Raw genomic sequence first — 12387 nt, forward strand, 5'->3', positions numbered from 1 at the left:
CAACCGGCGGCTGGTACGGCTGGCCCGTGCTGGGATCGACCGGCGGGAACGGCTGGCCGGTGTTGGGATCAACCGGCGGCTGGTACGGCTGGCCCGTGTTCGGGTCGACCGGCGGGAACGGCTGGCCCGCGGGGTTCGGCGGGGGCGGGTACGGCTGGCCCATGTTCGGGTCCATCGGCGGGTACGGCTGAGGGACCGCGTTGGGGTCCTGCTGGTACATCTGGCCCGTCGAGGGGTCGGCGGGCGGGTACGGCTGGGCACCGGCGTTGGGGTCGGCCTGCCACGGCCGTCCGGTGACGGGGTCCAAGGACGGGAACGGCTGCTGCTCCACGGTCGGGTACTGCTGGCCTGCCGCCGCCGGGTCGGCGGGCGGGTAGGGCTGCGCGTTCTGGTCCGGAGGCAGGGGGCGTCCCGTGTTCGGGTCGATCGGCACGTACGGCTGGCCCGAGGCGTCCGTGTCCTGCGGGTACGGCCGGCCGGTGGCGGGGTCGACCGGCGGCTGGTACGGCTGGCCGGCGGCGTCCTGCGGCGGGGCCTGCTCCGACGGGTACGGCGGAAGCTGCTCAAGGGGCGGTGTCGTCGCGTTGCCGTTGGCCTCGTACGGCGACGGCTGCCCCTGCTCGCCCGGCTGCCCCTGCTCGTAGCCCTGGTAGCCGCCGCCCATGCCCGCGTACGGCGGCGGAAGCATCCCGCCGTCGAACGGCTGCGGCATCGGGCCGCCGTCGTACGGCGGAGGCTCCGGGGGACCGAACGCGTCATCACCCTGCTGGCCCTGGAACGTGGGCGGCGCGGCGAGCCAGGGGCTGCCGTTCAGATCGGCCTGCTCGGCCTGTTCGGGCTGGGCGGCCTGTTCGGGCTGGGCGACCTGCTCAGGCTGCTCGGGCTGCTCGGCCGGTGGTCCGGCCCGGGGCGGCGCGTTCTCCTGCTCGCCGGTGTTCTCGTCGGGGGCCTTCTCGGCCTCGGGGACGGGGGACGGCCCGGTCTTCTCGCCGCTCATCGCGTCCAGTGAGGCCAGCCGCTCCTCCAGGGACCGCCCGTCGTGCTCGTTCCTCGCCACCGTTCTTCCCCCTAGGGCACGCCTCTTGATTACACGGAGCAGGTGGGCAAATTGGCCCCCACGCAGGATACCTGTGCGCCAATACCACGCATCCCACGAGTAGATCGCCATTGCCGCGAAGAAGTTCGAGGTTCGGGGCGCCTTGGACGCGCCCGGTAGCGTGATCGGTATGCATGCCATCGTGATCCGGGAGCCGGGAGACGCGGACGTTCTGGAGTGGACGCCGGTGCCGGACCCCGCGCCGAAGCCGGGCGAGGTCCTGATCGAGGTGGCGGCGAGCGCCGTCAACCGTGCGGACACCATGCAGCGTTTGGGCTTCTACCCGCCGCCGCCCGGCGCTCCCCCGTATCCGGGCCTGGAGGTGTCCGGCCGCATCGCCGAGCTGGGCGCGGACGTGACCGGCCTGGCCGTCGGGGACGAGGTGTGCGCGCTGCTCAGCGGCGGCGGCTACGCCGAGCGGGTCACCGTGCCCGCCGGCCAGGTGCTCCCGGTGCCGCGCGGCGTGGACGTCGTCGACGCGGCCGGGCTCCCGGAGGTCGCGTGCACGGTGTTCTCGAACGTGGTCATGCTGGGCGGCCTCCGCGAGGGCGAGACGTTCCTCGCGCACGGCGGCGGCAGCGGCATCGGGACGTTCGCCATCCAGCTCGCGAAGGCCCGCGGCGCCCGGGTGGTGACGACGGTGGGCAGCGCGGAGAAGGCGGACAGGTGCCGGGAGCTCGGCGCGGACGTCGCCGTCAACTACCGCGAGGAGGACTTCGTCGAGAGCGGCCCCTACGACGTCATCCTCGACCTGGTCGGCGCCGAGTACCTGGAGCGGAACGTCGAGGCGCTCGCCACCGGCGGGCGGCTGATGGTGATCAGCCTCCAGGGCGGCGCGAAGGGCGAGCTCGACCTCGGCAAGCTGCTGCGCAAGCGGGCACTGGTGCATGCGACGACGCTGCGGGCGCGCCCGCCGGAGGAGAAGGCGGAGATCGTCGCGGGCGTCCGGGAGCACGTGTGGCCGCTGCTGGAGTCCGGGACGATCCGGCCGGTCGTCGACCGGCGGATCCCGATCGCGGAGGCGGCCCGCGCGCACCGGCTGCTCGAAGAGAGCGGTCACGTCGGCAAGATCCTGCTGACCGTGTGAGTATGGGGGGATTATGAGCGAGCCTTCGAAGAACAAGTCTGGACAGGACCCGCAGGTGCTCGTGCTCGGTCCGAACGGCATCGCCGTCGAAGGCGGCGGTGAGGGCGAGGGCGAGGGCAAGTCGGTCACCGACATGGTCGAGCAGCCCGCGAAGGTCATGCGGATCGGCGGGATGATCCGCCAGCTCCTGGAGGAGGTCAAGGCCGCCCCGCTGGACGAGGCGAGCCGGGCCCGGCTGCGGGAGATCCACAAGTCGTCCATCAAGGAGCTGGAGGACGGCCTCGCGCCCGAGCTCGTCGAGGAGCTGGAACGGCTGTCGCTGCCGTTCACCGAGGGCACGGTGCCGAGCGAGTCGGAGCTGCGGATCGCTCAGGCGCAGCTCGTCGGCTGGCTGGAAGGCCTCTTCCACGGCATCCAGACGACCCTGTTCGCCCAGCAGATGGCCGCACGCGCGCAGCTCGAGCAGATGCGCCGCGCCCTCCCCGCCGGGATGATGCCCGGCGGGGAGGAGGAGCAGCAGCAGAAGCCCGGTCCGCGCTCGTCCGGCCCCTACCTGTAAGTCGTCCCCCGGCCGCACCCCGCGAAGGGGGTGCGGCCGTCGTCACGGGAAGAGGCGTTCCAGAACCCCGGCCACGCCGTCGTCGTCGTTGCGGGACGTCCGGTGCGTCACCGCCGCCAGCACGAGCGGATGCGCGTTCGCGACGGCGTAGGACGTGCCCGCCCAGCTCAGCATCGGCAGGTCGTTGACCATGTCGCCGAACGCGGTGACGTCGGACGCCGCGATGCCGTGCTCGGTGCACAGGGACGCGAGCGCGCTGGCCTTGGTGACGCCCAGCGCGCTCATCTCCAGCAGCCCTCGCCCCGACGAGTGCGTCACGGTCACGAGGTCGCCGACCGCCTGGGTCGCCTTCTCCGACAGCGTGTCCGGGTCGGCGTCCGGGTGGAACGCGAGCAGCTTGGTGCCGGCGCGGCTCACCAGCTCCCCGTCGCCGACGGGCCGGCCGCCGAACTTCCGGGCGTCCCAGCGCCCCATCTCGTAGCGGGCCTCGTACACGAACTCGTCCGGGTACTCGACCGAGAACCGCAGCTCCGGCGCGATGCCGCGCAGCCGCCCGATCGTCTCCGCGAGCACGTCCGGCGGGATCTCGTCGGCCCGCACGACCGTCTCGGTGTGCAGGTCGTACAGGACGGCCCCGTTCGCGCAGATCGCGACACCGCGGTGGCCGACGCTCGCGGCGATGTCGGTCATCCAGCGCGGCGGCCGGCCGGTGACCATGACCAGCATCGAGCCGGCGCGCTCGACGCGGGCGAGGGCGGAGACGGTCCGGGCGGAGATCGTCCCGTCGGAGCGGACGATCGTCCCGTCGAGGTCGGTGGCGATGACGCGCGGTGCGGACTTGGACATGTCACCTTCCTGGGCAGATGGGACACACCCTAGGCGACACCGCGCGGACCACCCGCCCGCGGGTCAGCGCTTGACCGGCTCCAGCACGTCCTGCCCGAGGAACTTCCGCAGCGCCTCCGGCACCCGCACCGACCCGTCGGCCTGCTGGTGGTTCTCCAGGATCGCGACCATCCACCGGGTCGTCGCGAGCGTCCCGTTCAGCGTGGCGACCGGCTGGTTCCTGCCGGCCGCGTCGCGGTACCGGACCGCCAGGCGGCGCGCCTGGAACTCGGTGCAGTTGGACGTCGAGGTGACCTCGCGGTAGGTGCTCTGCGTCGGCACCCACGCCTCGCAGTCGTACTTGCGGGCCGCGCTGGAGCCGAGGTCGCCGGCCGCCACGTCGATCACCCGGTACGGGATCTCGACCTTGGCGAGCATCTCCTTCTCCCACTCCAGCAGCCGCAGATGCTCGGCGTGCGCGTCGGCCGGGTCGCAGTAGGAGAACATCTCCACCTTGTCGAACTGGTGGACGCGGATGATGCCGCGCGTGTCCTTGCCGTAGGAGCCGGCCTCCCGGCGGAAGCACGACGACCAGGCCACGTACCGCCGCGGCAGCTCGTCGATGATCTCGTTCATGTGGTAGGCGGCGAGCGGGACCTCCGACGTGCCCACCAGGTACAGCTCGTCCTGCGGCAGCTGGTACACCTCCGCCGCGTGCGCGCCGAGGAACCCGGTGCCCTCCATCGCCTCCGGCTTCACCAGCACCGGCGGGTACATCGGGACGAACCCGTTCGCGATCGCCGTCTCCATGGCGAGGTTCAGCAGCGCGTACTGGAGCCGCGCGCCCACGCCCGTCAGGTAGTAGAAGCGCGCGCCCGACACCTTCGCGCCGCGCTCCATGTCGATCGCGCCGAGGCTCTCGCCCAGCTCCAGGTGGTCCTTCGGCTCGAAGTCGAACGCCGGCGGCTCGCCGACGTGCTCCAGGACGACGTAGTCCTGCTCGCCGCCGGGCGGGGCACCGTCCTCGATCAGGTTGGGGACGCTCTTCAGCAGCGCGTCCAGCTCCTCGCCGAGCCGGTCGGCCTCCGCCTCGCGCTCCTTCACCTGCTGCGCGAGCTCCTTGGCGCGGGTCAGCAGCGCCTGCCGCTCCTCGCCCTGCGACTTGGACACGGACTTGCCGAAACTCTTCTGCTCCGCGCGCAGCTGCTCGAACGACGTCAGCGCCGAGCGGCGCCTCCCGTCCAGGTCGATCAGCTTGCCGACGACGGCGTCATCCTCACCGCGGGCGCGCTGCGAGGCGCGCAGCCGCTCGGGATCCTCTCGAAGAGCTCGCAGGTCAATCACAGACCCGAGGCTACCGGCCCGGCACCTCGTCCGCTCGCGTATATCCCCTGTCTCAGCGGACCCCGCCGGCCAGCAGCGCGTGCGCGGGCAGCGCGACCTTGCCATCCCGGACCGCGTACGCGGAGACGATCCGGTCGTACTCGGTCTTGATGCGGGCGACGGTCGCCGCGTCCTGCCGCCCGACGATGACCCCGTTCGTGCCGACCCGGGACAGCGCGCCCGTCTCCCACCAGTCCTCAGGGTCGACGACGTGCTCCCAGGTCACCTCCTCGACGGCCACCTCGGCGAACCCGGCCTCGGTGACCAGCCGCCGGAACGCCGCCTGCTCGCCGTACTGGACGAACGGCGGCTCGGGGATGTCGTCCGGCCACGGCACCCCGGCCGCCTCGATCGCCTCCCGGACGATCGCGAGCGCGCCCCGGCCCGGCATCACCCAGCAGGTCAGCGCCAGCCGCCCGCCCTCGCGCAGCACCCGCCGCAGCGCGCCGAGCGCCGCGGCGGGGTCCCCCACGTGGTTGATGACGAAGTTGCCCGCGACGGCGTCGAACGTCCCGTCGCCGAACGGCACCTCCGGCAGGACGGCGACCCGCACGTCCAGTCCGGGCACGTTCCGGCGCGCCGTCTCCGCCATGCCCGGCTCGGCGTCCAGCGCCGCCACCTCGGCGCCGCGCCGGACCGCCTCCCGCGACACCAGCCCCGGGCCCGTACCCACGTCGAGGAACCGCGTCCCGCCGGCTACCCCGGCCGCGTCCAGCAGCGGCTCGACCATGTACCGCGTGACGTGCGCGAACCCCCGCTCGTACGCGGGCGCGCGCCCGGCCCACAACTCCCGCTCGTAGAGATCGAAGTCCTTGGCCACCACCGCACCCTACGTCAGCGCACGTCGACGTAGTCGCCCGGCGACTGGGCCCTCAGGTAGCCGGAGGTCTCCTTGTAGACCGCCATCCAGGTACCGTCCACGGACGCCGTGAAGGTCTTCTTGAACCAGCCGCCGCCGTCGGTCTTCGTGGCGGCCACCTGCGTCCAGGTGGAGGTGCCGGCAGGCTTGAAGTAGACGTACACGGGCGCGTTCGGGCCGGGACCCGCCACGTCCCTGAACCGGTAGAGCTGCCCCTTGACCGTGATGGTCGCGCCCTTCCTCACCGGCTCCGGCGAGGCGTTGAAGTTGTACCACTGCGTCCGGTACTTGACGTCGACGTAGTCGGTGCCGCTGACGACCGGTGCGTTCAATGCGCTGCCCGGGTACCGGACGCGCCAGTAGACGTCCTTCGTGACCGGCTTGTCGTCGGTGAAGGAGAAGCCCCCCGGCCGCGCCAGGGTCCGGGTCTCCCAGACCTTCCAGGTCGTGGCGTCCGTGGAGTACTCCAGGTACACGGGCAGGTTCGTGACGTTGGTGAAGTCGGGCTGGACGACCAGTTGCCCGCTCGCCACGATCGAATCGCCGTAGGCGAGCGGTTCGGGGTACGCGTTGAAGCCGGTGATCTGGGAGATGTTCCGGATGTTCAGCGCCCCCACCCCGACCTGGTCGCCGGTGAGGAAGCCGGTACCCTGGACGTGCGCCGTCAAGGTGCCCGACTTCCCGGCGTCCCGCGCGGCGGTGAAGAAGGTGTGGAAGGTGCCGTCGGCGGAGGTCCGGACGGAAGTGATGCCTCCGGTGTCCTTCAGATCGGCCGGAACATCGATCCGGACCGCGGCGTCGGCCACGGGAACGGGACCGGTGGAGCCGTGCCGGACGACCTTGCCGTCCACGGCCATGTGCGTGTACGGCGCTACGGTCGACGCGGGCGTCATCTGTGCCGTGATCTCCGTGGCCTGCTTGTTCACGGTGAGGGCAGCGGCCTTGTACGCGCCGCAGAACGTCCTGTGTCGCGGGACCTCGGCATGGGGCTCGGAGAAGCCGCTGGTCTTCAGCGTGAACGAACCGTCTTCGCCCGCCGTCGTCTCGGCGGCCGTCCCGAACCTGACCGTCGCGCCCGTCGCCAGTTCGGGCGCGGCCTCGCGGTATTTCTGGATCATCACCCGGCCGCGCATCGTCACCTCGGAGTGCTCGATGTCGATGACGCCGGGCGAGTTCGAGAAGTCGCCGATGGCCGTCGCGTAGCAGTCGTAGAAGCCGCTGTTCCGCGTGTACGTGGCGCCGTCGGCCGTCGTGATCAGCACCTCGACGCGCGTCACGCCGGGGCGGGCCTCGATGTCGGGGCGGAAGTCGGCCCGCCAGACGCCGTCGTTGTCCGTCCCGCTCGCCCGGGTGAACTCCACGGTGGCATAGGGCTCGGCATCGAGGGTCTGGTACCGCATGTTCGCGCGGACGTTCGTGACCCCGCTCGCGGACTTGGCGCCCAGCGTCAGCTTGACCACGCGGTCCTTGGCGAGAGTGTCGAAGTCGAGGCTCAGGCTGACGCCGGTCGCGTCGGCGTGCGCGGTTCCGGGAGCGAGCAGAAGGGACGCGGTGACGGCGGCGGTGGCGAGCAGGGCTGACGAACGGCGCAACGGAGGACCTCTCCACTTATCACTGGTGTGGAGATGACGCCCAAGATCCACCGGCGGTTGACCAGCGAGGATCACACTTGGATCACGGCGGCCGTCAGCCGGCGGCGGTGCCGCTCGGCGGGACGGCGCAGGTGTCGTCCGTGCACGCGCCGGTGTCGTCGCCGATCATGATGGGGGCCGGGTTCGCGTCCGCCCAGGCCTGGTCGAGGACCTGCGTGAACGTCTCGGCGGGCTGGGCGCCCGAGACGCCGTAGCGCCTGTCGATGACGAAGAAGGGGACCCCGGTCGCCCCGATGTCCCGCGCGGCCCGCTGCTCGGCGTCCACCTCGGAGGCGAACGTGCCGGACGTGAGCACCTCGCGCGCCTCGGCCGCGTCCAGTCCCGCCTCGGCCACGACCTCCGCGGTTGAGCTCCAGCAAAAGCGAGGACGGTTTCAGGTTCGCCGGTCCAGCCGTCCCTCGGCCTGCTCTTGTCCCGGTTGCTCCCATCTCCGGCGGCGGAACCGTGCCCGGCGGCCGCACCTCAAGCGGTTCCGACCGCATTGACCTTCCAGGGGGACCTGTCACCTTGGCGGATGAGTGTGACGAATGCTGTGGCGTGGGCGGGGGAGTCGCGCCACCCGTCGCGGCCGATGGGTGTGACTGTGATCCGCCACTGCCGATGCGCGAGAACGGCGCTGTCGGGCCCGACGCCGCCCTCGGTGGGTTGACGGGTGAGTTGCACCTTGGCGTAGGCCCGGTGGTCTCGCCAGGAGGCTGGGACCGCGCCCAGAGGTTGGCTCCGCAGGCCGGCGGCGTAGGCCGAGGTGAGAAAGGGCTGGGCTCGCAGGTAGGCGTCGAGTTGGCCGGTGTCCGTCACGGCGTCGACGGTCCACATCGTCTGCACAGCTGCACGCGACACGGCGGTGGCGTCACGCTGGTTGACCTTCTGCGGGTTGGGGACCCCGCTGGGGGGACCCTTGCGTGCGGGGCTGGATGGCTGTGCAGGGGAAGAAGGGGCGCCCTGCAGCGCCGTCGGAGGGACCTGGCGTGCCTCTGGAGACGACGTAGAGCTGCATGCCGGGGCAGCGAAGAGGCTCACCACGACCGAGGGGACGAGCCAGGCTGATCCAGCGGCGGCGAAGCGTGAGCTCATGGTTTCCCGTCCTGGGGGGATTGGGCGTAGCGCGCGGGGACGCGGCGGGCTCCGGCGTAGTCGGAGCGCAGGCTCATGGGGCTGATCTTGACGTAGTCGCCGGTCTGGGGTGCCTGGATGAACTTGTTGTTACCGATGTAGATGGCCATGTGGTGCAGGTCGGAGGCGAAGTAGATGAGATCGCCGGGCTGCAGGTCGCGCTTGCTGGCGACGGTTTCGAGCTTGGGGTAGTTCCACTGCGCGACGGTGTTGTGCGGGATCTCCAGACGGCCGCCGGTGGCCTGGTAGACCACGTACAAGGCCAGGCCGGAGCAGTCGAACCCGGCCTTGCCGTCTCCGCGCGAGTTGGTGCCGACCGTGGGGCCGTTGCGGTCGCCGCCGGCCCACTGGTAGGGGACGCCGATCTGCTTGGTGGCGTAGCTGACGATGCGCTGGCCGAGCGGGCCGGAGAACTCGCCGCCGGGAGTGCACTGACCGATGGCGTTGTCGGCGCTGATCTTGTAGTCGCCGGAGGTGTACCGCTTGGCCCATCTCAGGACCAGGTCGACGTAGTCCCAGGAGTGGTTGTACTGGTAGATCGCCGAGCGCAGGTGATCGCCGCCCTGGTCGGCGTGGTTGTGGCGGAGGTAGTTGGCGGCGCCGGGGATGGCGTCGGCCGGGTTGTAGCGGTCCTTCCTGCCGTCGTGGTCGCCGTCGACACCGAAGGCGGCCCAGGTGGGCTGGAGGAACTGCATGGGGCCGCCCGCGCCGGCGAAGTTCTCTCCCGAGTGCACGCCGGGCAGGGTGGAGGTGCCGTGGCCGGTCTCGACCTTCCCGAGGCCGGCCAGCACGGTCCAGGGAATTCCGTACTGTGGGCCGGTGGCCTGGTAGATCCGCAAATAGTTGCTGGGTATCGACTCGGCGGCCTTGGATGCACCGGGCTGACTGACCAGGCCCCTGGCCGGGCCTTCACAGGAGGCGTCTGCCGAACCACCCAGGACGGCCACCAGCATCTGCTGGTCCGACGGGTTCGGAGCGGTGGAGGCCGCGCACGCCCTGGCCGACGCCGGGCTGGCCCCGCAGCGCAACTTCTTCGTCGTGCTCGATGAACTGTGGCGAGTGCTGCGGGCCGGCCGGGGCCTGGTCGACCGCGTCGACGCCCTCACCCGCCTCAACCGCCAGCGCGGCCTGGGCCAGGCGATGATCACTCACACCATGGCCGACATGCTCGCGCTGCCCGACCCCGCCGACCAGATGAAGGCCAAGGGGTTCGCCGAACGCGCGGGAATGGTGATCTGCGGTGGCCTGCCCCAAGCAGAGATGGCCACCCTCACCGAGGTGGTGCGGCTCCCGCGCGCCGAGCAGAGCATGGTCGTGGACTGGTCCACCCCGCCGTCGTGGGACGGCAAACTCAATCGCGACGGCGAGCCCCCGGGACGCGGCAAGTTCCTGGTCAAGGTCGGTGGCCGTCCCGGCATCCCGTTCCGGGTCGATCTCAGCCCCTCCGAGCGGGCCGTCAACGACACCAACAAGCGCTGGTCGCACAGCACCACCCGCACCACCGGCGCTACCGGGACGCCGGTGTGAGCGCACCCCGCCGCCGCAGCGGCCCGCCCGACCTGGTGCCCTACCTGGTCCTGGCGGGCCTGGCCGTCCTGGCGCTGCTCGCCTGCTCGCTGTGGGCGGCGTCCTGGCTGGCCCACCAGATGGACCCGAGCGCCGCAGGACCCTCCTCCCGCAACCCGATCACTCACCTCCTCCAGGTCGCCACCGGCCAGTCGCCCGGCCCAGGCAGCGCGGGCTTGGCCGTCCTTGGCGCCGAGCTGGCGGCCGCAGGCGGCGCCGCTGCCGGCGCATGGCGCTGGCGGCGCCGCGGCGGCCGCAAGCGGGTCGACGTCGCCGCCCGGCACATGGCCAACCGCGAGGACCTGCAGGCGTTCAGCCGCGCGGGCGTCGCGGCCACCGCCCAGCGGCTCGGCGCCAAGGTCAGCACGCCCGGCGTGCTCGTCGGCCGGGCCGTCAACACTGGCCAGCCCCTGTACGGCTCGTTCGAGGACATGCACATCGACATCTGGGGGCCCCGCACGGGCAAGACCACCTCCCGCGCCATTCCGGCGATCCTGGAGGCGCCTGGGGCGGTACTGGTGACCTCCAACAAGCGCGACATCGTCGACGCCACCCGGCTGCCGCGCGAGCAAGCCGGCGACGTGTGGGTGTTCGACCCCCAAGGCATCGTCGGCGAGGACGCCACCTGGTGGTGGAACCCGCTGAGCTACGTCGTCGACGTCGATACCGCCACCCGTCTGGCCGCCGTGTTCGCCGCCTACGGACGTGACCCCGGCGCCAAAAGCGACGCCTACTTCGAGCCCGAGGGTGAAGCTCTGCTGGCGTGGATGCTGCTGGCCGCCGCCGAGGGCGATGAGCCCATCACCACGGTGTACCGGTGGCTGTCGGACGTCACCGACGCCACCCCCGTCGACCTTCTGCGCGGCGCCGGGCACGAACTGCCCGCCGAACACGTCCAGGGCGTCATCAACTACCCCGACAAGCAACCCGGCGGCATCTACGGCACCGCCCGCAAATCCGTCGGCTGCCTGGTCAACCCTGCCGTCACCCGCTGGGTGACCCCCAACCCCGACCACCCGGACCTGCCGCAATTCGACCCCGCCACATTCGTCCGTGAGGGCGGCACCCTGTACTCGCTGTCCCGCGAAGGCCGTGGAACCGCCGGCCCGCTGGTCACCGGCCTGACCGTCGCCACCATCGAAGCCGCCGAAGCCTACGCCACCACCTCACCGGCCGGACGGCTCCCGATCCCGATGATCGGCGTGCTGGACGAGGCCGCCAACGTCTGCCGCTGGCGGGACCTGCCCGACCTGTACTCCCACTACGGCTCGCGCGGCATCGTGCTGATGACGATCCTGCAGTCCTGGGCCCAGGGCGTGGAGGTGTGGGGCGAGCACGGCATCGCCAAGCTGTGGAGCTCGGCGAACATCCGCGTGTACGGCGGCGGCGTCTCCGACTCCAAGTTCCTGGGCGACCTGGTGCAGTTCATCGGCGAGTACGAGCCCATCACCTACTCGGTCACCACCCAGTCCGGCCAGGGCCAGCGTTCCCGCTCGACCAGCGCCTCCACCCGCCAGGAGAGAATCCTGGACGTCGCCGACCTGTTCGCCCTACCACGCGGCCGCGCCCTCGTCCTGCCATCTGGGGCGCCGCCGATACTCGTCCAGACGCTGCCGTGGCAGAACGGCCCCCACGCCGCGGCGGTGAAAATTTCCTTGGACCGCTATGCCCCGTCCGACGCCTCGGTGTCCATAGTAAAGAAGACCGACTATGACCGATGACCTCGACGACCTGGACGAGTGGGTCCCCGCACCGGCCGACTCGCCGGACGACCGGACGCCGCTATTCTCCAACCCTGAAGAGTTCGTGGTGAATTTCCTCTCCCCCCTCATCCGCCGGCGACTGGGCGGCTCCTACACCTGGTGCGCCGAGTGGTGGAAGCACGCCGAGGGCTTGCTCCGGATCACCGCCATGTGGGAGACGTGGGAGCACTTCCGCCACGAGGGCGCGCTCGGCATGTCAACCTGGCTGCTCCACCACGCCGATCCACACCTAGCCGTCCTGCTGTCCCGAGATAACGGGCCATTCATCGCCTGCAAACCCGACCGCCACACCCAACTCGACCCACTGCCCTCCGTTCCAGCTCCCGAGGGGCTATGGGCCGCCGCCGCCTTCAGCGACTAGTACTACATCACTAGATCTGTAGGACTTGGAGGTGTAGGCGTCGCCGGAAGTGGCTTCGGCGTGCTCGGGCCTGATGCTCGCGGCGGATGATCGACCAGTGCAGGCCCTGGTCAATGACCTGGT

Annotated in this window: 12 protein-coding genes and 1 pseudogene; 5 read left to right on the forward strand and 8 right to left on the reverse strand. The window is 71.2% G+C overall.

Annotated features, from left to right (window positions below; translation table 11 throughout):
* Nucleotides 1-1057, reverse strand: a pseudogene (locus tag ABGB11_RS41820) (hypothetical protein); the annotation flags it as partial.
* A gap of 169 nt (nt 1058-1226) precedes the next feature.
* Here ABGB11_RS41820 and ABGB11_RS41825 point away from each other — a divergent pair.
* A complete protein-coding gene (locus ABGB11_RS41825) occupies nt 1227-2183 on the forward strand; it encodes an NAD(P)H-quinone oxidoreductase (RefSeq protein WP_347641243.1) in 957 nt (318 codons plus the stop codon).
* A 13-nt stretch (nt 2184-2196) separates the two neighbouring features.
* Nucleotides 2197-2742: a bacterial proteasome activator family protein gene (locus ABGB11_RS41830; protein WP_347641244.1), complete on the forward strand. Its 546-nt coding sequence runs from the start codon at nt 2197-2199 to the stop codon at nt 2740-2742.
* Between the two features lie 42 nt (nt 2743-2784).
* Here ABGB11_RS41830 and ABGB11_RS41835 read toward each other — a convergent pair whose 3' ends face one another.
* The 7 genes from ABGB11_RS41835 to ABGB11_RS41865 all read right to left on the reverse strand — a co-directional run bounded on the left by ABGB11_RS41835 (nt 2785) and on the right by ABGB11_RS41865 (nt 9413).
* Entirely contained in the window at nt 2785-3588 is an 804-nt protein-coding gene (locus ABGB11_RS41835) for an HAD family hydrolase (protein WP_347641245.1), read from the reverse strand.
* A gap of 63 nt (nt 3589-3651) precedes the next feature.
* Nucleotides 3652-4911 carry a serine--tRNA ligase gene (gene serS / locus ABGB11_RS41840; protein WP_347641246.1) on the reverse strand — a complete coding sequence of 420 codons (1260 nt, stop codon included), beginning with the start codon at nt 4909-4911 and terminating at the stop codon, nt 3652-3654.
* 52 nt (nt 4912-4963) lie between these two features.
* Nucleotides 4964-5770 (reverse strand): methyltransferase domain-containing protein, encoded by an 807-nt coding sequence (locus ABGB11_RS41845; protein WP_347641248.1) that lies wholly within the window; start codon nt 5768-5770, stop codon nt 4964-4966.
* A 14-nt stretch (nt 5771-5784) separates the two neighbouring features.
* Nucleotides 5785-7401 carry a hypothetical protein gene (locus ABGB11_RS41850; RefSeq protein ID WP_347641249.1) on the reverse strand — a complete coding sequence of 539 codons (1617 nt, stop codon included), beginning with the start codon at nt 7399-7401 and terminating at the stop codon, nt 5785-5787.
* A gap of 94 nt (nt 7402-7495) precedes the next feature.
* A complete protein-coding gene (locus ABGB11_RS41855) occupies nt 7496-7795 on the reverse strand; it encodes a DsbA family protein (protein ID WP_347641250.1) in 300 nt (99 codons plus the stop codon).
* A 128-nt stretch (nt 7796-7923) separates the two neighbouring features.
* Entirely contained in the window at nt 7924-8286 is a 363-nt protein-coding gene (locus ABGB11_RS41860; protein WP_347641251.1) for a hypothetical protein, read from the reverse strand.
* 245 nt (nt 8287-8531) lie between these two features.
* On the reverse strand, nt 8532-9413 hold the full coding sequence (locus ABGB11_RS41865; RefSeq protein ID WP_347641252.1) for an NlpC/P60 family protein: 882 nt from the start codon (nt 9411-9413) through the stop codon (nt 8532-8534).
* Between the two features lie 139 nt (nt 9414-9552).
* Between ABGB11_RS41865 and ABGB11_RS41870 the strand changes: the two genes are divergently transcribed.
* Genes ABGB11_RS41870 through ABGB11_RS41880 form a run of 3 tightly spaced genes read left to right on the forward strand, consistent with a single transcriptional unit; the run spans nt 9553 to nt 12264 of the window.
* Nucleotides 9553-10101: a hypothetical protein gene (locus ABGB11_RS41870; protein WP_347641253.1), complete on the forward strand. Its 549-nt coding sequence runs from the start codon at nt 9553-9555 to the stop codon at nt 10099-10101.
* On the forward strand, nt 10098-11861 hold the full coding sequence (locus ABGB11_RS41875; protein WP_347641254.1) for a TraM recognition domain-containing protein: 1764 nt from the start codon (nt 10098-10100) through the stop codon (nt 11859-11861). Before ABGB11_RS41870 ends, ABGB11_RS41875 begins: the two co-directional genes overlap by 4 nt.
* Nucleotides 11851-12264, forward strand: a complete 414-nt coding sequence (locus ABGB11_RS41880) for a DUF4913 domain-containing protein (protein WP_347641256.1) — start codon at nt 11851-11853, stop codon at nt 12262-12264. The genes ABGB11_RS41875 and ABGB11_RS41880 overlap by 11 nt, the downstream gene beginning before the upstream one ends.
* Nucleotides 12265-12387: the final 123 nt, after the last annotated feature.

The organism is Actinomadura sp. B10D3, from assembly GCF_039871695.1.
Lineage (GTDB): Bacteria > Actinomycetota > Actinomycetes > Streptosporangiales > Streptosporangiaceae > Spirillospora > Spirillospora madurae.